This is a genomic window from Streptomyces sp. NPDC014882 (genome assembly GCF_043081325.1).
GTDB lineage: Bacteria > Actinomycetota > Actinomycetes > Streptomycetales > Streptomycetaceae > Streptomyces.
In genome coordinates this window covers 29,133-52,835 of sequence record NZ_JBIBWL010000023.1, presented here as the reverse complement: position 1 = coordinate 52,835, position 23,703 = coordinate 29,133, and the positions used below count along the sequence as shown (strand labels likewise).

Below are 23,703 nucleotides of genomic sequence, written 5' to 3'. Positions count from 1 at the left end.
ATGATCGAGATCCGCAAGCAGAACCCCGCCTTCGGCCTCGGCTCCTTCACCGAGCTGCCCTCCTCCAACCCGGCCGTCCTCGCCTTCCTGCGCGAGGCCCCACCGAACGGGGAAGAGGGGGACGACCTCGTCCTGTGCGTCCACAACTTCTCCCGCTTCGCCCAGCCCACCGAACTGGACCTGCGCAGCTTCGACGGGCGCCATCCCGTCGAACTGTTCGGCGGGGTCCGCTTCCCCGCGATCGGTGAACTGCCTTACCTGCTCACCCTCGCAGGGCACGGTTTCTACTGGTTCCGGCTCGCCCGAGCCGCATCCCGCGTCGGCCGGCGCCTGTGAGCGTGCGCCGAGGGAAGGACGCGTCACCATGCAGAAGACCGCATCTCTGAGCCCGGGCAGTGCCGTCGGCGTCCGCTCCACGGGGACCCTCGGGGCACTGCTGCGCGACTGGCTGCCCCGGCAGCGCTGGTTCGCGGGCAAGGACAGGCCCCTCAACGACCTGCGTCTGCTGTCCATGACGGAGCTGTATCCGGGCTGTCTGCACCTGCTGGTGCAGACCGGCCAGTCGGGGGTGCCCTCACCGGGCGGCACTCCCCCGCCGGGTGACTGCTACCAGCTGCTCCTGGGCATCCAGGAGCACCTGTCCCCGCGGCTCGGCCGGGCCCTGATCGGCAGGGTCGAGGAGGGGGCGCTGGCCGGGCTGACCGTGCACGACGCGTTGCAGGACCCCCGGTCGGCGCACCTGCTGCTGGAGCGGCTGCGGCATCCGGGACCGCTGGGGCCGCTGTCCTTCGAGTCCGACCCGTCGGCCCGGGTGCCGGCGGGGCTGGCGCCCCGGCTGCTGGAGGCCGAGCAGTCGAACACGTCGCTGGTCTACGGCGACGCGTTCATCCTGAAGGTGTTCCGGCGGATCCAGCCCGGGGTGAACCCGGACCTGGAGGTGCCGGTCGCGCTGGCGGGGCAGGGATGCGGCCGGGTGCCGGCGCCGGTGGCCTGGTACCGCACGACCCATCCGCAGGAGGCGACGCTCGGCGTCCTCCAGCCGTTCCTGCCCGACGCCTCCGACGGCTGGACGCTGGCCCTGGACGCGCTGGCCCGCAGGGAGGACTTCACCCGGCAGGCCCACGCGCTGGGCGGGGCCACCGCGGAGGTGCACCTCGCGCTGGCCGCGGCCTTCCCCGTCGGACCGCTCGGCGACAACGCGCGGACGGCGGCGGGGATGACCGAGCGGCTGGAGGCCGCCGCCCACCACGTACCGGCCCTGCGCCCCTACGTCCCCGGACTCACCAGCGCCTTCGGCGCCCTGGCCGCCTGCGATCCGGGCCCGTCGGCCCAGCGCATCCACGGCGACCTGCACCTGGGCCAGGTGCTGCACGCCGGACGGGAGTGGTTCGTCATCGACTTCGAGGGCGAACCGTCCCGGCCGCTCGCCGAGCGGCGCAGCGCGCACTCCCCGGTCCGGGACATCGCGGGCATGCTGCGCTCGTTCGACTACGCCGCCCGGCAGCGCCGTCCCTGGCGCCCCGAGTGGGCCCGCCGCTGCCGGGAGGCGTTCTGCGCCGGGTACGCGGAACGCGCCGGCTGGGACCCCCGCAAGAAGCACGCCCTGCTGCGTGCGTACGAAACCGACCGTGCCGTCTACGAGGTGCTGTACGAGGCACGGCACCGTCCCGACTGGCTACCCGTACCCATGGCGGCGATCGAACGACTCGCCGTCCGAGGAGGCTGACCGATGGCTCTGCGTGACTCTTCCCCGCCCGAGTCGGCCGGCCCCCGCCCGCCGGTCGCGCCCGCGCTCGACCCCGCCGACCGGGACCGCCTGCTGGCGGGCGCGCACCACGACCCGCACGCCCTGCTGGGCGCCCACCCGGTGCCCGGCGGCGTGCTGTTCCGGGCGCTGCGTCCCTTCGCGCGCTCGGTCGCCGTCCTGGTGGACGGCGCGCGCACCCCGCTGGTGTCGGAGGGCGACGACCTCTTCGCGGCCGTGCTGCCGCTGACGGAGATCCCCGCGTACACGCTGCTGGTGGCGTACGAGGGGGACGAGTGCGAGGTGCACGACCCCTACCGGTTCCTGCCGGCGCTGGGCGACCTCGATCTGCACCTGATCCGGGAGGGCCGGCACGAGCAGCTGTGGAAGGCGCTCGGTGCCGAGCCGATGACCCACCAGGGCGTCGCCGGCACCCGGTTCACCGTGTGGGCGCCGAACGCCCGGGGGGTGCGGGTCGCCGCGGACTTCACGTACTGGGACGGCACCGCCTTCCCGATGCGTTCCCTCGGGGCGTCCGGGGTGTGGGAGCTGTTCCTGCCCGGGGTCGGCGAGGGCACCCGGTACAAGTTCGAGATCACCTCGCGCCACGGGCACCGCTTCCTCAAGGCCGACCCGATGGCCCGGTGCGCGGAGGTGCCGCCGGACACCGCGTCGATCGTGCACGCCTCGCACCACGCCTGGGACGACGCCGAGTGGATGGCGCACCGGGGGGACGTGCCCGTCCACGTGGCGCCGTTCTCCGTGTACGAGGTGCACCTCCCCTCCTGGCGGCCGGGACTGACCTACCGGCAGCTGGCCGAGGAGCTGCCCGCCTACGTCAACGACCTGGGCTTCACGCACGTGGAGTTCATGCCGGTCGCCCAGCACCCGTTCTCCGGTTCCTGGGGCTACCAGATCACCGGCTTCTACGCCCCGGCCTCGCGGCTCGGCTCGCCCGACGACTTCAAGCACCTGGTCGACGCGCTGCACCGGGCCGGCATCGGCGTGATCGTGGACTGGGTGCCGGCGCACTTCCCCAAGGACGACTGGGCGCTGGCCCGCTTCGACGGGGACCCGCTGTACGAGCCCGGGAACGCGCAGCGGGCCGAGCACCCCGACTGGGGGACGTTCGAGTTCGACCTCGGGCGCACCGAGGTGCGCAACTTCCTGGTCGCCAACGCCGTGTACTGGTGCGAGGAGTTCCACATCGACGGGCTGCGGGTGGACGCCGTCGCCTCCATGCTCTACCTCGACTACTCGCGGGACTCCGGGCAGTGGACGCCGAACGTGTTCGGCGGCCGGGAGGACCTGGACGCGAAGGCGTTCCTCCAGGAGATGAACGCGACGGTCTACCGGCGCTGCCCGGGGGTCGTGACCATCGCGGAGGAGTCCACGGCCTGGGAGGGCGTGACCCGGCCGACCGACAGCGGCGGCCTCGGGTTCGGGCTGAAGTGGAACATGGGGTGGATGCACGACTCGCTGGAGTACATCGCCAAGGAGCCGGTGCACCGCAAGTACCACCACCACGAGATGACCTTCTCCATGGTGTACGCCTACAGCGAGAACTACGTGCTGCCCATCTCGCACGACGAGGTCGTGCACGGCAAGCAGGCGCTGGTGTCGAAGATGCCCGGCGACTGGTGGCAGCGGCGGGCCAACCACCGCGCCTACCTCGCCTTCATGTGGGCCCACCCGGGCAAGCAGCTCCTCTTCATGGGGCAGGAGTTCGCCCAGGGCGCGGAGTGGTCCGAGAGCCACGGCCCGGAGTGGTGGCTGCTCGACGAGGGCTACGGCCCCTCGGCCGACCACCGCGGGGTCCGGGACCTGGTCCGCGACCTCAACACGCGCTACCGCGCCACCCCGGCGCTGTGGCAGCGGGACACCGACCCGGGCGGCTTCCGCTGGGTGCTCTGCGACGCGGCCGAGGACAACGTCTTCGCGTTCCTGCGCCACGACGCCGAAGGCGTCCCCCTGCTCGCGGTCAGCAACTTCTCCCCCGTGGTGCGCCACGACTACCGGCTGGCCGTGCCGGACGACGTCCCCGTCTGGTACGAGGCCCTCAACACCGACGACGCGCGGTACGGCGGCAGCGACGTGCGCCTGCTCGACGGAGTGAAGCCGGAGAACGGGCGGATCGCCCTCACCCTGCCGCCCCTCGCGACGATGTGGTTGACGCCCACGCCCGTGTGAGCGGGGCCGGACGGGGCATCCGGTGCGTACCACCTGCCGGAGAAGGGCTGCATCACGTGCGCACCGTAGGAGTCGAGGAGGAACTCCTCCTCGTCGACCCGGAGACGGGAGAGCCGCAGGCGCTCTCCGCCGCTGTTCTCGCCCGGGCCACCCGGGACCGGGCGGAACAGGACGTCTTCGAGAAGGAACTCCACAACCAGATGCTGGAGTTCGCCACCCAACCGCAGTCGGGCATGGACGAGCTCGGCGAGGAGATCGTCCGCATCCGCGCGGAGGCCGCCCGGCACGCCGGGGAGATCGGGTGCGCCGTGGCGGCGCTCGCGACGTCGCCGCTGCCGGTGCGCCCCTCCGTCGGCATGAACCAGCGCTACCGGTGGATGGCGGAGCAGTACGGCATCGCCACCCGTGAGCAGCTCGTCTGCGGCTGCCACGTCCACGTGTCGGTGGAGTCGGACGAGGAGGGGGTCGCGGTCCTCGACCGGATCCGTCCGTGGCTGCCGGTGCTGCCGGCGCTGAGCGCCAACTCGCCGTTCTGGCAGGGCAACGAGACGGGGTACAGCAGCTATCGCAGCCGGGTGTGGCAGCGCTGGCCGTCGGCCGGTCCGACCGAGCTGTTCGGTTCGGCGGAGCGCTACCACCGGCGGGTGGCGGACATGGTGGCCACCGGAACCGTCCTCGACGAGGCGATGGTCTACTTCGACGCCCGGCTGTCGGCCCGCTACCCGACGGTGGAGGTCCGGGTCTCGGACGTCTGCCTGCGCGCGGACACCGCCGTGCTCGTCGCCGCCCTGGTGCGCGGGCTGGTCGAGACGGCGGCCCGCGAGTGGCGGGCGGGCGTGGAGCCGGTGGACCACGGTGTGAGCCTGCTCCGGCTGGCGGGCTGGCGGGCCGCGAAGTCAGGTCTCACCGGCGATCTGCTGCACCCCGCGACCATGCGGCCCGCGCCTCCCGAGGCGGTGGTGGGGGCCCTCGTCGATCACGTGTCCGAGGCACTGGCCGACCACGGGGACCTGGAACGGGTCCGCGCGGCCTGCGCGGACCTGCTGCGGCACGGCAACGGCGCGACGGTGCAGCGCGAACTGTGGGAGCGCACGGGCAGCCTGCGCGAGGTCGTCACCGGCTGCGTGCGGCACACCCAGGGCTGACCCGCGCGGACGGCACGGCCCGCGCGGGCCACGTGGACGGAGGACGGAGGACGGGGATTCAGAAGATGAGGATCAGGGCGTAGGCCAGGAAGAAGGCCGCGACGAGCACGGCGACGACGATGATCAGGGTGAGCGGGCCCTTGGCCCAGCCCGTGGGGGGATTGTGGGTCTCCCGGGGTCCGGCCTCGGGCATGCTGCTCTCCGCGGGCGGGGTCTCGCCCGGCGGAACGCCGCCACCCGGTTCGAGTCCGGTGCTGCGCTGCGGGTCGGGGTCCGGATTGATGTGGGTCATGTGTCCCGAGTCCCCGGACCGGCGGTCCGCCAACAGTCGGGCGCCGAGATCATCCGCGCGGAATAGTTGTGCGTTCCCGGCCACAACCGCTCCTGCCTGAGCTACATTCGACCCCCGTCGATGACAGTCCTCGTCGACGGAGTCACAGCCCGTACCCGTCAGGAGCAGCGCATGCGCGACGTCGCCCTCGCTCCCCCCGCCGCCTCGCCCCTGACCGGAGGGCTCGCCGACAGCGTTTTCGAGACAGCCGCCCGCACCCCGGCCCTGCCGGTGCTCGCGCGCCGGTCCGCCCGCTCCGGGCCGTGGGAGGAGGTGACGGCCGCGGAACTGCGGGACGAGGTCCTGGACCTGGCCAAGGGGCTCGTCGCCTCGGGGATGTCGCCGGGACACCGGGTGGCGGTCATGGTGCGCACCCGCTACGAGTGGACGGTGCTCGCCCACGCCCTGTGGGCGGTGGGCGCCGAGGTCGTCCCCCTCCATCCGACGTCCTCGCGCGACCAGGTCGAGTGGATCCTGCGGGACGCGGGCTGCGTGGGAGTGGTCGTCGAGGACGAGCAGAGCGTCATGACGGTCGGCTCGGTGTGCGCGGCGCTGCCGGCCCTGCGGCACGTCTGGCAGCTCGACGCCGGGGCGTTCGAGGACCTCGCGCGGCGCGGCGAGGTGATCCCGGGGACCACCGTGGACTCGCTGCGCCGGATCGTGCTGCCGGACTCCACCGCGGTGATCGCGTACACCTCCGGCACCTCGGGCCGCCCGCTGGGCTGCGCGCTCACCCACCGCAGCCTGGCCTCCCCCTGCGACACCCTGCTGGCCGGCTGGGGGAACACCGCGGCGCCGCCCGGGCAGCAGCCGTCCGTCCTCGCCTTCCTGCCGTTCTCCCACGTGTACGGGCTGATGATCCAGGGGCTGTGCCTGCGCGGCGGGATCCTGATGGGCCACGCACCGGACCTGGGCGGGGACGCCCTCTCCGAGGCCCTCCGCTCCTTCCGTCCGACCTACCTGTACGGCGTCCCGTCGGTCTTCGAGAAGATCTACAAGAACTTCCTGCGGGCGGCCCAGGAGGGGGGCCGCGGCGCGCTGTTCGAGCGGGCCGCGGGCACCGCCCGCGACTTCGCGGCGGCCGTCGAACGGCAGCGGCTCGGCCGGGGCCCGGGCCCCGGCCTCGACCTGCGGCTCCAGCACGCCCTGTACGAACGGACGGTGTACCGCAGGCTCCGCGCCGCCCTGGGCGGCCGCGTGCACCGGGCGACGTCGGGCGGTTCACCGCTCCACCGCGACCTGTCCCTCTTCTACGAGGGCATCGGCATCTACGTCCACGACGGGTACGGCCTGACGGAGACCGGCGGCGGGATCACCATGCAGCCGCTCGGCCGGGAGAAGTCGGGGACGGTCGGGCAGGCCCTGCCGGGCACGGAGATCCGGGTGGCCGACGACGGGGAGATCCTGGTGCGCGGCCCGTCGCTGTTCCAGGGCTACGTCAACGACGCCGCCGCCACCCGGGCCGCGTTCCGGCGCGGCTGGCTGGCCACCGGAGACCTCGGCCACGTGGACACCGAGGGCTATCTGACCATCACGGGCCGCAAGAAGGACGTGATCATCACCAGCAGCGGCAAGAGCGTGGCGCCGGCCGTGCTGGAGCAGCGGCTGCGACTGCACCCGCTCGTCCACCAGGCGGTGGTCGTCGGCGACAACCGGCCCTGCGTGGGGGCGCTGATCACGCTGGACCCGGAGTTCCTCGCGCACTGGCGCCGCAACCTGCCGCCGTACGGGGGTGACGGCTCCGGCCGGGAGGCGCGGGAGGAGAACGCGCTGCGGGAGGAGGTCGGGCGGGCGGTGGCCTCGGCCAACAACGCGGTGTCCCGCGCGGAGTCGATCCGGGTCTTCCGGGTCCTGCCGGAGCCCTTCGACCAGGCCAACGGGTTGCTGACGCCGTCGATGAAGCTGCGCCGCGACTCGATCGTGCAGCACTACGCGGCCGAGATCGAGGCGATGTACCAGGCCCGCACGCGGGTGCCGCGGGAGAACCCGGCGGCGGAGGTGCTGAGCTGGGACGACGCCGACAACGTGTTCCGCTGACGGGCCGCGGGCACCCGCCGCACGCCCGGCGCGCCGAGGGGGCCGCGGCGCACGCCCCGCGGCCCCGCGGTCACCGTGCGTGGCCGGGAGCCGCCGCCGGGCGCGGTGTGCGTAGGCCGCGCCGCCCAGGGAACCCTGTGGAGTGGCGACGAGAGAGCCGCACGAGAAAGGACGACGGTCCCGGACAGGGGGCCGCACGACGACATGGCAACCGAGCCCCGTGGCAACAACTCCCCGGCCTCCTGGGCGGTTCCGGGCCGCAGCGCCCGTTTCGCGGGTGACCCGCAGGACGTGACGGGCGCGCGCCTGGCGGCGGAGGACTTCCTCCGCGCCCTCGCCCGCGCGGCCCCGCCCGCGGCGCCGGAGTGCTGGCACGACATCGTGCTGATCGTCACGGAACTGGCCTCCAACGCCGTCCAGTACGCGCCGGGTCCTTTCTCCCTGCACCTGCGGCCCACCTTCGACGGGGTGCACGTGACGCTGCACGACACCAACCCCACGGCGCCGGCCCCGCGTCCCTTCCACCCCGACGCCGGGGGCGGCGGCATCGGCTGGCACCTGATCCACACGCTGTGCAGCCAGGTGAGCGTGGTCTCCGCGGACGAGGGAAAGGACGTACACGTCTTCCTGCCGTGGTGAGCGGGGCGGAGCCGCGGGCACGGATCCGGCCGCGGACCCGTCGGTCAGATCGGTCAGGGGGCCTCGGTCCCGACCGGGACGAACACGGTGACCGTCTTCCCGCCGCAGGGGCGGGGCCGGATGCTGATGTCGCGGGCCAGCCGGAGGATCAGCGGCCAGCCGTAGCCGCTGCCGTGATGGCCGGCGGGAAGGGTGCCGGGGCCGTACGCCGCCTCGGGTACGACGTCGCTGTGGTCGTGGACGGACAGCCGTACCCCGTCGCGTGCCGGGGTCGCCTCGAAGCCGGCCAGGCCGCCGCCGTGCCGGACGGCGTTGGCGACCAGCTCCGAGACGACGAGCAGCAGGTCGATGAGGTCGCGTTCCGCGGCCGGCCGGGCCGCCGCGTCCCAGGCGGCGTCGACCAGGCCGCGGACGTGGGCCCGTGCGGACGCTGCGGTGGTCACCCGGGCGGTCTGAGCCGCCCGGGTGGACAGGGATCCTTCTCCCCTCATGGCACGAACCTCACGACACGACTCTCACGGAAAGCGCGGCACGGTCACGCGGTCGTCGTCCCGTGCGGCATCAGCCGTCGATAGTAGTCGGCGACGGTCGCCAGGTAGTCGGGGTCCATGGTCTCGCTGTCGGTCCGGAAGCGCGGCGCCTCCTTGACCTCGTCCACGGTGCAGGCGACCGAGATCTTCCGTTCGGCCTCGTCGACGGACGTGACGACGCCCACCGGGACGACCGCGCTCCTCCCGAACAGCCAGACGCCGGTGTCGACGACCAGGTGCCACATGCCGTGGTGGCCGTCCTCCCGTTCGATGTGCCCCAGGGTGCCGTCGGTCCCGGTCACCCCGTACCCCGTGAGGTCCTGTCCTTCGACGTGCCCGCTGTCCGGCGGGTAGGACCAGATGGTGTCGATGGTCACGCTGCTCCCTTCTCGCGTTCCACAGCCCTGATACCCGGCCGTCGCGGCCGCATTCGGAGCGCTTCGCGCCCGCCCCGGCCCCCGACCCGTTCGTGCGGTGCAGCGCGGTGCGGGACGGCCCGGCGCGGTGCGGGGCGGCGCGGGACCGGACGGCATGGGCGCGGACACCATGGCGTATCCGTCGCGGCACGGGCGGGGGCAGCAGGGCGGCCCGTGACCGGCGGATCCCGCCCCTCGCGGTTCGCCGAGGAGCGGACGCGGGCCGGGACCGGCGGAGAACCGGGCACCTCCCGGATGCGCGTCTCCCGTCCGGCCAAGCCCCGTCGTGGCGCGGCTGCGGTTCGGCCCGCCGGATGCCGAGGCCGTCTGACGGGCCGTACCCGCGCGGCCCGCCCCGGACACGGAAAGCCAAGACGAGTACCCCGTTTCCGGCCGTGCATGCACGGTGCGCACCCGGTGAATCTTCTGTGTGCCCCGGCCGGCGCGATACTTTGTTCCGTCGCAGGCGGATGGGTTAGCCTGCGGCGTATTTATCTCTTCGCGTACATCCGTGAACTGCGGAAATGCACGCACGACCGGTGAGCGCCGTCTGCCTTGGGACGGCCCGGTTCCGAGCCCCCGTCCGGGGGCTCCTGGGGAGCGGAACGAGGGTACGCATGACCAGCAACGCCACCGAGGCGACCGAGGCACCGGGCGACCAGGAGCTGAGGCGCCTCCTGGCCGGCCTGACCGCCGTACGGGACGGGGACTTCGGCACCCGGCTGCCCGCCGACGGCGAAGGCCTCATGGGCGACATCGCGACCGTGTTCAACGGCATGGTCGACCAGCTCTCCGTCTTCACGTCCGAGGTCACGCGCGTCGCCCGCGAGGTCGGCACCGAGGGGACCCTCGGCGGCCAGGCCGAGGTGCCGGGGGTCTCGGGCACGTGGGCCGACCTCACGGACTCCGTGAACGCCATGGCGGGCAACCTGACGACCCAGGTCCGCGACATCGCCCAGGTGGCGACGGCGGTGGCCAAGGGCGACCTCTCGCAGAAGATCGACGTACCCGCCCGCGGCGAGATCCTCGAACTCAAGAACACCATCAACACGATGGTCGACCAGCTCTCCGCCTTCGCCGACGAGGTCACCCGCGTCGCCCGCGAGGTCGGCACCGAAGGACGCCTCGGCGGCCAGGCGCAGGTGCCCGGCGTGGCCGGTGTCTGGCGCGACCTCACCGACTCGGTCAACTTCATGGCCGGGAACCTGACCGCCCAGGTGCGCAACATCGCCCAGGTGACCACGGCGGTCGCCAAGGGCGACCTGTCGAAGAAGATCGACGTCGACGCCCGCGGCGAGATCCTCGAACTCAAGAACACCATCAACACGATGGTCGACCAGCTCTCCGCCTTCGCCGACGAGGTCACCCGCGTCGCCCGCGAGGTCGGCACCGAAGGACGCCTCGGCGGCCAGGCGGACGTCAAGGGCGTCAAGGGCACCTGGCGGGACCTCACCGACTCGGTCAACTTCATGGCGGGCAACCTGACCGCCCAGGTGCGCAACATCGCCCAGGTGGCCACCGCGGTGGCCAAGGGCGACCTGTCGAAGAAGATCGACGTCGACGCCCGCGGCGAGATCCTCGAACTCAAGAACACCATCAACACGATGGTCGACCAGCTCTCCGCCTTCGCCGACGAGGTCACCCGCGTCGCCCGCGAGGTCGGCACCGCGGGCAACCTCGGCGGCCAGGCCACGGTCCGGGGCGTCTCCGGCACCTGGAAGGACCTCACCGACAACGTCAACGTCATGGCGTCGAACCTGACGGGCCAGGTGCGTTCCATCGCGCAGGTGGCCACGGCGGTGGCGCGCGGCGACCTGTCGCAGAAGATCACCGTGGAGGCCAAGGGCGAGGTCGCCGCGCTGGCCGACGTCATCAACACCATGGTGGACACGCTGTCGGCCTTCGCCGACGAGGTCACCCGCGTCGCCCGCGAGGTCGGCACCGAGGGACGCCTCGGCGGCCAGGCGCACGTGCCGAACGTGGCGGGCACCTGGAAGGACCTCACCGACAACGTCAACTCCATGGCCAACAACCTCACCGGCCAGGTGCGCAACATCGCGCTGGTGACGACGGCGGTGGCCAAGGGCGACCTGTCGAAGAAGATCGACGTCGACGCCCGCGGCGAGATCCTCGAGCTCAAGACGACCATCAACACGATGGTCGACCAGCTCTCCGCCTTCGCCGACGAGGTCACCCGCGTCGCCCGCGAGGTCGGCACCGAGGGACGCCTCGGCGGCCAGGCCGAGGTGGAGGGCGTCTCCGGCACCTGGAAGCGCCTCACCGAGAACGTCAACGAGCTGGCCGGCAACCTCACCCGCCAGGTGCGGGCGATCGCCGAGGTGACGAGCGCCGTCGCCGAGGGCGACCTCACCCGCTCGATCACGGTCGAGGCCTCCGGCGAGGTCGCCGAGCTCAAGGACAACATCAACTCGATGGTGGGGTCCCTGCGCGAGACGACGCTCGCCAACCAGGAGCAGGACTGGCTCAAGACCAACCTCGCCCGGGTCTCCGGTCTCATGCAGGGGCACCGCGAGCTGCCCGTGGTGGCCGAGCTGATCATGGACGAGCTGGTGCCGCTGGTCTCCGCCCAGTACGGGGCCTTCTACCTCGCCGAGGAGGGCGCCAAGGGTCCGGAGCTGCGGCTGGTGGGCGCCTACGGCTACCCCGACGACGACTCCCGCCCGACCCGCATCCCGTTCGGCCGCTCGCTCGTCGGCCAGGCCGCGCGCAGCCGCCGTACGATCATGGTCGACGACCTGCCCGCCGGGTACGTCGTCGTCTCCTCCGGGCTCGGGCAGGTGGAGCCCAGTGCGCTGGTGCTGCTGCCGATCCTGTTCGAGGGGCAGGTGCTCGGGGTCATCGAGCTGGCGTCGGTCACCGCGTTCAAGCAGATCCACCGGGACTTCCTGGAACAGCTCAGGGAGACCATCGGCGTCAACGTCAACACGATCGTGGCCAACGCCCGCACCGACGAGCTGCTCGGCGAGTCCCAGCGGCTGACGGCCGAACTCCAGACGCGGTCCGCGGAGCTGCAGTCCCAGCAGGAGGAGCTGCAGCGCTCCAACGCCGAGCTGGAGGAGAAGGCCTCGCTGCTCGTGGCGCAGAACCGGGACATCGAGGCGAAGAACCTCCAGATCGAGCAGGCGCGGCAGGAGCTGGAGGCGCGCGCGCAGCAGCTGTCGCTGGCGTCGAAGTACAAGTCCGAGTTCCTGGCCAACATGAGCCACGAGCTGCGGACGCCGCTCAACAGCCTGCTGATCCTGGCCCAGCTGCTCGCGCAGAACCCCTCCCGCAACCTGACGCCGAAGCAGGTGGAGTACGCGGGCATCATCCACTCCGCGGGCTCGGACCTGCTCCAGCTGATCAACGACATCCTGGACCTGTCGAAGGTCGAGGCGGGGAAGATGGACGTGTCCCCGGAGCGGGTGCCGCTGCGGCAGCTCATCGAGTACGTCGAGGCGACGTTCCGGCCGATGACGACGCAGAAGAGCCTCGACTTCTCGATCAGCACGGCCGCCGGCGCTCCCGCGGACCTGCTGACGGACGACTCCCGGCTGCGCCAGGTGCTGCGCAACCTGCTGTCCAACGCGGTGAAGTTCACCGAACAGGGTGGTGTGGAGCTGCGTATCGAGCCGGTGTCCGCGGAGGAGGTGCCCGCGGGCGTGGTCAGCGGCGGCACGGTGGTGGCCTTCCGGGTGAAGGACACCGGCATCGGCATCCCCGAGCAGCAGCTCGAGACCATCTTCGGGGCCTTCCAGCAGGCCGACGGCACCACGAGCCGCAAGTACGGCGGCACCGGCCTCGGGCTGTCGATCACCCGGGAGATCGCCCACCTGCTCGGCGGTGCCGTGACGGTGGACAGCGCGCCCGGCAAGGGCAGTACGTTCACGCTGTACCTGCCGGTCGCCCGCGGGGACTTCCAGGAGGTGCTCGCCGGCGTCCGGCCGGCGGAGCGCGACGACGAGGACCCGGCGGACGCGCACCCGCTGGGCCTGCCCGCTCCGGCGGGGGCCGCCCGGCGGCCGCGCCGGCTGCTGGTGGTGGAGGAGCGGCCGCGCGGGCTGCTGACGCTGGTCGCCGAGAGCGTGGTGGCCGACGTCGCGGGCGCCCGGGAGGACGGCACTCCGGCGCCGCCGGTCGACGTCGTCACCGCGGTGGGGGCGCAGGAGGCGGCGGGGGCGCTGGCGGACGAGCCGTGCCACTGCGTGGTCCTGGAGCTGGGGATGCCCGACGCGGAGGCCTCCCGCTTCCTGGAGGCCCTGCGGGGCGACTCGGCCCTGAGCAACGTGCCGGTGCTCGTGCACAGCGGTCACCGCGCGGACTTCGCCCAGGAGGAGGCGCTGCGGTCGTGGTCCGCGGGCCGGCCGCTGGAGTTCCTGTCGAGCCTCGACGAGCTGCGGGAGCGCATCACGCTGCACCTGTCCGCCGAGGAGCCGGGCGACGTCCTCGCCCTGGTCCGCCAGGACGAGCCGCAGCCCGTGGCGCCGCAGCCCGTCGACGACGCCGTCGTGGGCCGGACGGTCCTCGTCGTCGACGACGACGCGCGCAACCTGTTCGCGCTCAGCGGGATCCTGGAGCTGCACGGCATCCGGGTGCTGCACGCGGAGAACGGGCGCGAGGGCATCGAGGCGCTGCGGGCCAATCCGGACATCGCGCTGGTGCTGATGGACGTGATGATGCCGGAGATGGATGGGTACACGGCCACTGCGGAGATCCGCACCATGCCGCAGTACGCCGACCTGCCCATCATCGCGGTGACGGCGAAGGCGATGCCGGGCGACCGGGAGAAGAGTCTCGCCTCGGGGGCCAGCGACTACGTCACCAAGCCCGTGGACACGCACGACCTGATGTCCTGCGTCCGCCGCTGGCTGACCGCCTGAGGGCAGTCCGCCCGTCCGAGCACCAGGCGCACCGGCCGAGGAGTCATCGCACGTGAACATGTCCGAAGAACAGCCCGAGCGGGCCGGGGGCCCGGCCGGGCCGGCCGAGTCCGTGTCGTCGACGGCCCCGGCAGAGCCCGACACCGCGGCACACGCCGCCGTGTCGCGCGTCGCGCACCCCGGCGTGCCGGCCCGCGGCCCGGCCGCGTCGTCCTCGACGGCCTCGTCGTCCGCGCCACCCGGTGCGGCACAGGTCCTCGCCGACGGGTCCGAACCGGCCGGCCCCGCCGACGGGGACCCGGCCGCCGCGCCGCCGGCGAAGGCGACGGCGGACTCCGGCGGCCCGGCGAACGGGCACGCCCCCGCGCCGGCCGGCCGGGAGGAGGAGCCCTCCTCCGTCGGACGTCTGGCGGCCACCGTGGAGCGGCTGCGGCGCGAGGTGCGGGCGGCGCAGGCCGAGGCCGAGGGACGGGCGCTGGTCGAGCTGGCCAAGGGCATCCTCGTGGAGCGGCTCGGCTGCGGGCCCGCGGAGGCGGCCCGGCAGCTCACCGAACTGGCCGGGCAGGCCGGGACGACGCCGCTGGAGTTCGCGGTGGACGTCATCAACCAGGCCGCCAGGGACCGGGTCTCCGAGGTCACCGACGCCTTCCTGGCGGCCGTCACGGGACACGTGGCGGCCGACGAGTCCGCGGCCGTACGGCTGCGGGCGGCCGAGAGCGGGGCGCTGGCGGCCCACGACACGCAGGCCGTCGCCGACTCGCTGCTCCAGCACGCGCTGGGACCGCTGGGCGCGGTGGCGGTGGCGATCTGGGCGGCGGGCTCCGACGGCTCCCTGACCCTCGCCGGCAGCGCCGGCTTCGCCCCCGCCGAGGCCGCCCGCTGGCACTACGTCCCCCCGGACGTCGCCACGGTGGCCCGGCTCGGCCTCACCGAGCACGCGGGGCAGTGGATCGGCTCGCTCGCGCAGACCGGGCTGCCCACCATCGGCCGGCAGGCCCACCCGGAGGGCGGCCGGGTCGCCGTCCCCGCCGGGACCGGCGGCCGGATCCACGGCGTCCTGGAGATCGCCTGGCCGTCGTTCCTGGAGTCGCAGCCGCCCCAGGTGGTGCGCCAGGTGGAGGCGCTCGCGGAGCTGTGCGCGCACACGCTGCAGGCGTACCCCCACGCCCAGGCCGCCGACCGGGAGCCGCGGGTGCTGCCGGACGCCGCCGAGCTGATGGACCTCGCGGACGGCCTGCACGACCCGGCGCTGGTGCTCGTGCCGGTCGTCGACGCGGCGGGGCGGCTGGTGGACTTCCGCATCCAGCACGTCAACGACCACTTCCTCGACCCGGCGGGCCGGCCGCGGGCGGTCGTCAACGGCGCCCTGCTGCTGGAGGCCTACCCGATGGCGGCCGGCGAGAGCGACCTCTTCCAGCGCATCGAGCGGGTCCACGCGACGGGCGAACCGTTCCGGGCCCGCCGCATGAGCCTGACCGCACTCGTCGACGAGGTGCCGCTGTCGGCGGTCGCGGACCTGAGCATCAGCCGGCACGGCACCTGCGTACTGCTCATCTGGCGCATCGAGGACGAGGCGGCACGGCTGGCGAGCCTGCTGCAGCACGCGCAGCGCCTCGGCCGGATCGGCGGCTTCGAGGAGAACGTCCTCACGGGCGAGACGACGTGGAACGGACAGCTGTACGCGCTGTACGGGCGGGAGCCGTCGAACCCCCCGGTGCGGCTCGAGGAACTGGGGGCCCACGCCCACGCGGACGACGCGGTCCCCATCGGCCGCTTCCTGCGCACCCTGCTGCACCAGCTGCGTCCGGCGTCCGTCGCCTTCCGGCTCCAGCGGCCGGACGGGGTGACCCGGCACGTGCGCGTCGTCGCCGAGCCGGTCCTGGACACCGACGGTCAGCTGGTGTCCGTACGCGGCGCGTACCAGGACATCTCCTCCCAGCACTGGACGGAGGTGGCGCTCGCCGCCACCCGCGACCAGCTCGCCCAGACCGAGCAGCAGTCCAGTGAGCGCAACCGGCTGACCCTGCAGCTCCAGAACGCGATCATGCCGCCCACGCGGGCGCCGCTGGACATGGCGGGCCTCCAGGTGGCGGTCCGCTACCGGCCGGCCGAGGAGGAGCAGCTCGTGGGCGGCGACTGGTACGACGCCGTCGTGCTGCCGTCCCGGCTGGTGCTGCTGTGCGTCGGCGACGTGGCCGGGCACGGCATCGAGGCGGCGACCAGCATGGTCGTGCTGCGCAACGCGCTGCGCGGTCTCGCCGTGACCGGCGCGGGCCCGGGCCAGCTGCTGTCGTGGCTGAACATCGTCGCCCACCACCTGACGGGCGCGGTCACGGCGACGGCGGTGTGCGGGCTGTACGACCCGGTGCGGCGCACCCTGCGGTGGGCCAGGGCGGGCCACCTGCCGCCGGTGCTGGTGCGCGGCTCGGGCGCGGCCGCGCTGCCCCTGCTGAGCGGGATGCTGCTGGGTGCCGTACCGGAGACGTCGTACGAGGAGGCGGAGATCGAGCTGGAGACCGACGACACGCTGCTGATGTACACCGACGGCCTCATAGAGCGGCGGGACCGGTCGGTGGAGGAGTCGCTGACGCAGCTGCTGCGCCAGGCCCGCGCGGCGCAGCCGTCGCTGGAGCAGCAGCTGGACCGGCTGCTGACCCACAGCAGGTCCGACACGGACGACGACACCTGCATCGTGGGCATCCGGCTCGGTTAGGGGGTGTCCGGTGGTTCACCCGGCCGGGAAGGCATGACCGTCGCGTTCGGGGGTATCCGCCGGGGCGCGGCGTGAGGCCGGGATCCGCAGGTGGTGAGTGCGGCGCACGGCCGGAGCCGGTGCGCCGCCGGTCCGCCGGCCCCCGGCCACGCGGCGCGGCCGTCCGCCGGTGCGCAGAGCCCGGACCGTAAGTTTTCGGAGGTACTCGTGTCCATTGCCCAGAACCCGCTGTCCGTCGAGGTCACCCTGCCCCGCGAGGACGTGGCCCTGGTCACGGTCGAGGGTCATCTGGACCTCGACACCGCGACCGAGTTCCAGGCCCACCTGGCGAACCAGCTCCATCACGGCCGGCGCCACTTCCTGCTGGACCTGGCGGCGGTGCCGTTCATGGACTCCTCCGGCATGAACATCATCCTGCGGGTCTACCAGGAGGCGCGGGAGCTGCCCGGCAGCGTGCACGTGATCGATCCGACACCCGCCGTGCGCCGGGTCCTGGACCTGACCGGCGTCAGCATCACGGTCCCCATCTCCGACACGGTGGACGACGCCCTGGCCCTCATCGACCGCACGCGGGCCTCGCACGAGACCCCGTAACACCCGGTCGGCCGGCTCGGCCGTACCCCCGCGCGCGCCGCGCGCCTCACGGGGACGCGGCCGACGACCGGCGGACAGTTGCCATTTGACAACTGTGCGGGGCGGGCAAGAGAGTGAGCCGGGCCGGCGGCGGACGCCGCGGTGCCGCGGCATCCGCCCGCCACGGACGAACGCCGTCGCGCACCGGCCGGTTTCCGGTGGGCGACGGCAGGACGCAGAGAGGAGTGACGCAGTGCCGGAGCAAGAAGCGGCCGCACCGCAGGGAACACCGACGGAGGAGGTCGGGGCCTTCCTGGGCCGCCGCCGGGAGCAGATCGCCCAGCGCTGGGCCGACGAACCCCTGTTCCGCGCCGTGTTCACCGTGTCGCGCGACGAGGCGGTGGAGGCGGGCCGCAGCGTCGTGGACGCCCTGGCCCAGGTGACCGCCTCCGGGCGGGTGGAGGACTCCGACAGCGCCGGCTTCACCGTCGTGCGCGAGCAGCTGGCGCGGATGTCCGCGTCCCGTTCCCGGTCCGGGATGAGCACGGCGCAGGTCTCCGGCGAGGTGGACGCCCTGCGGGCGCCGGTCGTGAACCTGCTCGTCGCCGATCTGCCGGACGCGCCCGCGGACCACGTCCGGGAGTGCACGGAGGTCCTGACGGTCCTGATGGGGACCCTGCGGCTCGTCGTCATGGAGACCGCGCTGACGGAGGTCCAGTCCCTCATCGACCGGCAACAGATGCAGCTGCTGGAGGTCGCCACGCCGGTCATCAGGCTGTGGGACGGCATCGTCGCCGTCCCGCTCATCGGCACGCTCGACAGCGCGCGCAGCCAGGTCGTGATGGAAACCCTGCTGGAGGCGGTCGTCGACCAGCAGGCCCGGTACGCCATCCTCGACATCACCGGGGTTCCGACGGTCGACTCGCTGGTCGCGCAGCACCTCATGAAGACCGTCGCGGCGGTACGGCTGATGGGCGCCGAGTGCGTCGTCTCCGGCATCCGGCCCGCGATCGCGCAGACCATGGTGCACCTCGGACTCGACCTCGGCACCGTCATCACCCGGGCCGGGCTCGCCGACGCCCTGGCCTACGCCCTGCACGGGCTGGGCGCCGACATCGTGCAGGCGGCACCCGGCGGTGCGGGCCCGCGGTGAACGACGACCTCTCCCGCGTCGGCGGGGCCCCCGTGCCGGTGCTCAGGCTGGGCGACGTCCTGCTGGTCACCCTTCAGGGGGATCTCTACGACGGCACGGCGGAGCAGCTCCGGCAGGACATCGTGGAGTCGATCGCCCGCAGCCGGGTGACCGGTGTGGTCATCGACATCTCCGGCGTCGAGATCGTCGACTCCTTCCTCGGGCGGGTGCTGGCCGAGATCGCGGCCAACGCCCGGTTGCTGGCCGCGCAGACCGTGGTGGCCGGGATGCGGCCCGCGGTGGCCCTCACCCTGGTGGAACTCGGGCTGACGCTGCCGGGTCTGCGGACCGCGCTGAGCACGGAGGTGGCCCTCGAACTCCTCGGGCGGGCGGACGCCACGGCGGCCGGCGGTCCACGCCGGGAGCGCCGGTGAGCGGGACGGCCGCGGGCGTCGAGACCCGCCTGCCGATCCGCTCCGACCTGGACCTGGTGTGGGTACGGCAGCACGTGCGGCAGGCCGCCGCCGCGCTCGGCTTCGGCCTGGTGGAACAGACCAAGCTGGTCACCGCCGCCAGCGAACTGGCCCGCAACACGCTGGTGTACGGCGGGGGCGGGGAGGTGCGGACGGTGCCGCTGGCCGACGGCCGGGCCAAGGGGCTGCGGCTGGTGTTCTCCGACTCCGGGCCCGGCATCCCGGACGTGGAGCAGGCCCTGCGGGACGGCTTCACCTCCGGCGGCGGACTGGGCATGGGGCTGGGCGGCGCCCGGCGGCTGGTGCACGAGTTCGCCATCGACAGCGCCCCCGGCGCCGGTACGACGATCACGGTGGCCTCCTGGGCGGCCCGGACGCCCCGGCCGCGCGAGGAGGCCTGATGCCCCGGGTGTGGGACGTGCCGGTGCACGACTCGACGCGCGTGCGGGACGCGCGGGTGGCCGCCGAGCAGGCCGCGGCGCTCGTCGGCCTCGACGAGGAGCGCACGGCGGCGGCCGCGCTGGTGGCCACGGAGCTGGCCACCAACCTGCTCAAGCACGCCCGCGGCGGCCAGCTGCTCATCGACCTGGTGCCCCCGCCGGCCGGCCGGGGCGGGGTCGTCGTGCAGATAACGGCCGTGGACCACGGTCCCGGCATGGCCGACGTGCCGGCCGCGTTCGGCGACGGGTTCTCCACGGCGGGCTCGCTGGGCGCCGGGCTGGGGACGTGCCGGCGGGTCTCCGACGGATTCGACCTGCACAGCACCCCGGGGCGCGGCACGGTCGCGCTGGCCCGGCTCGGCGCCGCCGCGCGCGTCGACCCGGACGATCCGGCGCCCGCCCGGGCCGGCGGGGTGAACATCCCCCTCGCCCGCGCCGAGTACTCGGGGGACGCCTGGACCTGGGTGCGGTCCGGCGACCTGCTGACCCTGATGCTCGCCGACGGGCTGGGCCACGGCCCGGAGGCGGCCCGCGCCTCCACGGCGGCCGTGGACGAGCTGCACCGCGGCGCCCACCTCCCGCCCGCCGAGATCCTGCACCGCCTGGACATCGCGCTGCGCGGCACGCGGGGCGCCGCCGTCGCGGTGGCGCAGCTCGACGTGCGGTCCGAACGGCTGCGGTTCGCCGGGATCGGCAACGTGGGGGCGCGGCTGCGCGAGGGCGACTCCTGGCGCCACCTGCTCTCCCGGCCCGGCATCGTGGGCGTGCACCGCCCCACGAGGCTGCCGGAGACCGTGGCGTCCTGGGCTCCCGACCGGCTGCTGGTCCTGCACAGCGACGGGCTGCCCAGCCGCTGGGTGCCGCCCGCCGACCCCCGGCTCGCGACGGCCGACCCCGCGGTGACGGCGGCGGTGACCGTGCGCGACACCAGCAGTTCCGCCCGCCCGGTGCGTGACGACACCGCCGTGGCCGTCCTGTCCCCGACCCCGCCGGACCGCCCATGACGCGCACCTGGCAGATCACCACCGTCACGGACGCGGCGCGCGCCCGGATCGCCGCGGCGCGGCTGGCCGCGGCGTACGGCGTCGTGCCGCTGGAGCGGACCCGGTTGGCGGCCGCGCTCGGCGGGCGGCTGCGCCAGTGCCTGACCAAGGGCGGCAGCTGGCTGCTCGGCCTGGAGTCGGGCGAGGGCCTGCTGCGCGTCGAGGTCGCCCCGCTGCCCGCCGCCGCGGAGCCGCCGTGGTACTTCTGCGTGCCCTGCCCCGAGCCGGCCGACCCCTCGGAGTCCGCCGGGGTGGCGGAGGACACCGGGGTGTTCGCGGAGGCCCTGCTCAACGCCGACGAGGACACCGCCCTGGTGCTGGACCGGCTCGCCGAGCAGGAGGAGCTGGTCGCCTTCCACCGGGAGGAGCTGCACCAGACCAACCAGGGCGTCCTGGCGCTGCACGCCGAGCTGGACGCGGCCGGGCGGGCCCAGCGCGAGGCGTTCGCCGCCGAACGCGCGGCCCGCCAGGAGGCGGAGCGCGCCCGGCGCAGGCTGACGTTCCTCGCGGACGCCAGCGCGGTGCTGACGGCGTCCCTGAACCACGAGGAGATCGTGCGCCGGCTGCCCGAGCTGCTGGTGCCCGAGTACGCGCGCGCGGTGGACGTCTGGCTGTTCGACGCGGAGGACGGCCGGCAGCCTCCCGTCCCGCGCCCGGCGGCCGCGGTGGTCGCCGCCCGCACCGGCCGCCCCCAGTACGCCGCCGCGCACCCCGGCGGGCTGCCCGGCGTCGACGACCAGCCGCCGTCGGCGCTGCGCCCCGACCGGCCGCTGCTGTGCGTCCCCCTGCCGACCCGCGGCGCTCCCCTGGGCGTGCTGACCCTGACGCCGCCGGGCGAGCGCTGGGACCCCGACGACGCCGTCATGCTGATCGAACTGACCCGGCGGGCCAGCATCGCGCTGGACAACGCCCGCCGCTTCGAGCACAACCGGGACATCGCCGAGACCCTCCAGCGCGCCCTGCTCACCGACCTGCCGGCCACTCCCGGCCTGCGTCTGGCGGCCCGCTACCTGCCGGCGACGTACGGGCTGAACATCGGCGGCGACTGGTACGACGCGTTCCGGCAGCCCGACGGCAGCCTGATCACCGTCATCGGCGACGTCACCGGGCACGGGCTGCACGCGGCCGTCATGATGAGCCAGCTGCGCACCGCGCTGCGCGCCTACGCCGTCGACGGCGGCAGCCCCGGCGTGCTGCTGACCCGGCTGCACACCTTCCTGCACCACCTCCAGCCCGACCTGTACGCCACCGCCGTCATCGCCCGCTTCCAGCCCGGGGAGCCGGTGCTGACGTGGGCGGCCGCGGGGCATCCGCCGCCCGTGCTGCGCGGCCCGGACGGGCGGGTGCGCACGCTGGACGCCAAGCCGGGGGCGATGCTGGGCATCCCGATGCACCAGGAGATCGCCGACCACACGGTGCCCCTGGTGCCCGGCTCGACGCTGGCGCTCTACACCGACGGTCTGGTGGAGCGGCGCGCGCAGGGCATAGACCCGGGCATCGAACGGCTCGCGGCGGCCCTCGGCTCCTTCGGCACCGGCGAACTGGACGCGGACCTCGACGGCGCGGCCGACCACATCCTGGACCCGATGCTGAGCGACTCCGAGCGGGACGACGACGTGTGCCTGCTGCTGTGCCACATCGACAGCCTCGTCGGCGGGACGGTGCGGGCGGGCTGACCGCGGCGGCTCCACCGCCCGCGGGTCACCGCCCGCCGCCCGCCGTCCACCGCCCGCAGGGGCCGCCGGGTGGGGGCCGCCGGGCACTCCCCGTCCCCCCGTCCCCCCGTCTCCCGGCCCCCGCTCTCGTCGTGCGCGCCGGCCCGCCCGAAGGGCCGGGCGTCCCCGGGTCGTCGCACGGGTGACGCGGGGCCCCGGGAGAGACGTTCGTCTGCATGCTCCGTCCGGCTGGCACAACCGCTTCGGTCGCGGTGGGATCAGGCAAGGGTGTGCGAAAGGGCCGTCAGGGGGGCACCCGCACAACGTCGAGGCAGACCGCCTGGAGCCGCAGGAAGGGATGGACATCGTGACACGACCCAGGATCCTGGTGGTGGGCGCGGGCTTCGCGGGAGTGGGGTGCGTCCGACGCCTGGAACGCAAACTCGCCGCCGCGGAGGCCGACGTCACCCTGGTGACGCCGTTCGCCTACCAGCTCTACCTGCCGCTGCTGCCGCAGGTCGCCTCCGGGGTGCTGACCCCCCAGTCGATCGCGCTGTCGCTGCGCCGCAGCGAGAAGTACCGCACCCGGATCATCCCGGGCGGAGCCATCGGCGTGGACCTGCGGTCGAAGGTCTGCGTCATCCGGACCATCACCGACGAGATCGTCAACGAACCGTACGACCACATCGTGCTCGCACCCGGCAGCGTCACCCGCACCTTCGACATCCCGGGGCTGACCGACCACGCCTTCGGCCTGAAGACGCTCGCGGAGGCGGCCTACCTCCGCGACCACGTCATCAGCCAGCTCGACCTCGCCGACGCCAGCAACGACCCCGTCGAGCGGGCCGCGCGGCTCCAGTTCGTGGTGGTCGGCGGGGGTTACGCCGGCACCGAGACCGCCGCCTGCCTCCAGCTGCTCACCCACAACGCGGTCAAGCGCTACCCCCGGCTGGACCCGAGCCTGATCAAGTGGCACCTGATCGACATCGCGCCCAAGCTGATGCCGGAACTCGGCGACAAGCTCGGCCGCAGCGCGCAGGAGGTGCTGCGCAGGCGGGGCATCGAGGTGTCGCTGGGGGTGTCCATCGCCAAGGCCGGGGCCGAGGAGGTCACCTTCACCGACGGCCGCGTGGTGCCGACCCACACGCTGATCTGGACCGCCGGTGTCGTGGCGAGCCCGCTGATCGCCACGCTCGGCGCGGAGACGGTCCGCGGGCGGCTCGCGGTCACCTCGCGCATGGACCTGCCCGGCCACGACGGGGTGTTCGCGCTCGGCGACGCCGCGGCCGTCCCCGACGAGGCCAAGGGCCAGGAGGGCGCCGTCTGCCCGCCGACCGCCCAGCACGCGATGCGGCAGGGCAAGGCCGTCGCCGACAACGTCATCGCGCGCCTGCGCGGCCAGGCGATGCGGCCGTACGCCCACAAGGACCTCGGGCTGGTGGTGGATCTCGGTGGCACCGACGCCGTGTCCAAGCCGCTCGGCGTCGAACTGCACGGGCTGCCCGCGCAGGTGGTGGCCCGCGGGTACCACTGGGGGGCGCTGCGCACCGGAGTGGCCAAGGCGCGCGTGCTGACGAACTGGACGCTGAACGCCGTCGCGGGCGACGATTTCGTCCGCACCGGCTTCCAGGCCCGGCGGCCCGCCAAGCTGAAGGACTTCGAGTACACCGACACCTATCTGACGCCCGAGCAGGTGCGGGCCCAGGTGGAGGGCGGGCGCCCCGGGGCCGGCTGAGACGGGCGGGAGAGCACGGAGGGGACG

18 protein-coding genes are annotated in these 23,703 nt (G+C 73.8%); 15 read left to right on the top strand and 3 right to left on the bottom strand.

From position 1 onward, the window contains the following. The 4 genes from ACF09K_RS33480 to ACF09K_RS33465 all read left to right on the top strand — a co-directional run. Positions 1-336 (top strand): alpha-glucosidase C-terminal domain-containing protein (locus ACF09K_RS33480; protein ID WP_392249106.1); only part of this gene is annotated, 336 nt, incomplete at its 5' end. Between the two features lie 28 nt (positions 337-364). Next, entirely contained in the window at positions 365-1,726 is a 1,362-nt protein-coding gene (locus tag ACF09K_RS33475) for a maltokinase (protein WP_392249105.1), read from the top strand. A gap of 3 nt (positions 1,727-1,729) precedes the next feature. After that, positions 1,730-3,934 (top strand): 1,4-alpha-glucan branching enzyme, encoded by a 2,205-nt coding sequence (gene glgB, locus ACF09K_RS33470; protein WP_392249104.1) that lies wholly within the window; start codon positions 1,730-1,732, stop codon positions 3,932-3,934. 56 nt (positions 3,935-3,990) lie between these two features. Then, the gene (locus tag ACF09K_RS33465; RefSeq protein ID WP_392249103.1) at positions 3,991-5,079 is read left to right on the top strand and encodes a glutamate--cysteine ligase; all 1,089 of its coding nucleotides are present in this window, start codon (positions 3,991-3,993) and stop codon (positions 5,077-5,079) included. Between the two features lie 58 nt (positions 5,080-5,137). On the opposite strand, the gene ACF09K_RS33460 is transcribed toward ACF09K_RS33465, so the two are convergent. Continuing rightward, positions 5,138-5,371: a DUF6480 family protein gene (locus tag ACF09K_RS33460; RefSeq protein WP_392249102.1), complete on the bottom strand. Its 234-nt coding sequence runs from the start codon at positions 5,369-5,371 to the stop codon at positions 5,138-5,140. Positions 5,372-5,542: 171 nt separating this feature from the next. Between ACF09K_RS33460 and ACF09K_RS33455 the strand changes: the two genes are divergently transcribed. Further along, a complete protein-coding gene (locus ACF09K_RS33455) occupies positions 5,543-7,447 on the top strand; it encodes an AMP-dependent synthetase/ligase (RefSeq protein ID WP_392249101.1) in 1,905 nt (634 codons plus the stop codon). Between the two features lie 204 nt (positions 7,448-7,651). Continuing rightward, on the top strand, positions 7,652-8,086 hold the full coding sequence (locus ACF09K_RS33450) for an ATP-binding protein (protein ID WP_392249100.1): 435 nt from the start codon (positions 7,652-7,654) through the stop codon (positions 8,084-8,086). A 53-nt stretch (positions 8,087-8,139) separates the two neighbouring features. Here the strand turns inward: ACF09K_RS33450 and ACF09K_RS33445 are convergent, their stop codons facing one another. Both ACF09K_RS33445 and ACF09K_RS33440 read right to left on the bottom strand, forming a co-directional pair. Next, positions 8,140-8,529 carry an ATP-binding protein gene (locus ACF09K_RS33445; protein WP_392249099.1) on the bottom strand — a complete coding sequence of 130 codons (390 nt, stop codon included), beginning with the start codon at positions 8,527-8,529 and terminating at the stop codon, positions 8,140-8,142. Between the two features lie 92 nt (positions 8,530-8,621). Further along, entirely contained in the window at positions 8,622-8,993 is a 372-nt protein-coding gene (locus ACF09K_RS33440) for a PRC-barrel domain containing protein (protein ID WP_392249098.1), read from the bottom strand. A 656-nt stretch (positions 8,994-9,649) separates the two neighbouring features. On the opposite strand from ACF09K_RS33440, the gene ACF09K_RS33435 reads away from it, so the two are divergent. The 9 genes from ACF09K_RS33435 to ACF09K_RS33395 all read left to right on the top strand — a co-directional run bounded on the left by ACF09K_RS33435 (position 9,650) and on the right by ACF09K_RS33395 (position 23,676). After that, a complete protein-coding gene (locus ACF09K_RS33435; RefSeq protein ID WP_392249097.1) occupies positions 9,650-13,912 on the top strand; it encodes a HAMP domain-containing protein in 4,263 nt (1,420 codons plus the stop codon). Between the two features lie 58 nt (positions 13,913-13,970). Beyond that, entirely contained in the window at positions 13,971-16,625 is a 2,655-nt protein-coding gene (locus ACF09K_RS33430; protein ID WP_392249111.1) for a SpoIIE family protein phosphatase, read from the top strand. A gap of 207 nt (positions 16,626-16,832) precedes the next feature. After that, entirely contained in the window at positions 16,833-17,219 is a 387-nt protein-coding gene (locus tag ACF09K_RS33425; RefSeq protein WP_392249096.1) for an STAS domain-containing protein, read from the top strand. 232 nt (positions 17,220-17,451) lie between these two features. Next, positions 17,452-18,351, top strand: coding sequence for an STAS domain-containing protein (locus ACF09K_RS33420; protein ID WP_392249095.1), 900 nt, complete (start codon positions 17,452-17,454; stop codon positions 18,349-18,351). Beyond that, a complete protein-coding gene (locus ACF09K_RS33415) occupies positions 18,348-18,764 on the top strand; it encodes an STAS domain-containing protein (protein WP_392249094.1) in 417 nt (138 codons plus the stop codon). The genes ACF09K_RS33420 and ACF09K_RS33415 overlap by 4 nt, the downstream gene beginning before the upstream one ends. Next, positions 18,761-19,204: an anti-sigma regulatory factor gene (locus tag ACF09K_RS33410; RefSeq protein ID WP_392249093.1), complete on the top strand. Its 444-nt coding sequence runs from the start codon at positions 18,761-18,763 to the stop codon at positions 19,202-19,204. Before ACF09K_RS33415 ends, ACF09K_RS33410 begins: the two co-directional genes overlap by 4 nt. Then, on the top strand, positions 19,204-20,247 hold the full coding sequence (locus tag ACF09K_RS33405) for a SpoIIE family protein phosphatase (protein WP_392249092.1): 1,044 nt from the start codon (positions 19,204-19,206) through the stop codon (positions 20,245-20,247). Before ACF09K_RS33410 ends, ACF09K_RS33405 begins: the two co-directional genes overlap by 1 nt. After that, positions 20,244-21,962, top strand: a complete 1,719-nt coding sequence (locus tag ACF09K_RS33400; protein WP_392249091.1) for a PP2C family protein-serine/threonine phosphatase — start codon at positions 20,244-20,246, stop codon at positions 21,960-21,962. The genes ACF09K_RS33405 and ACF09K_RS33400 overlap by 4 nt, the downstream gene beginning before the upstream one ends. Positions 21,963-22,299: 337 nt before the next feature. After that, on the top strand, positions 22,300-23,676 hold the full coding sequence (locus ACF09K_RS33395; protein ID WP_392249090.1) for an NAD(P)/FAD-dependent oxidoreductase: 1,377 nt from the start codon (positions 22,300-22,302) through the stop codon (positions 23,674-23,676). Positions 23,677-23,703: the final 27 nt, after the last annotated feature.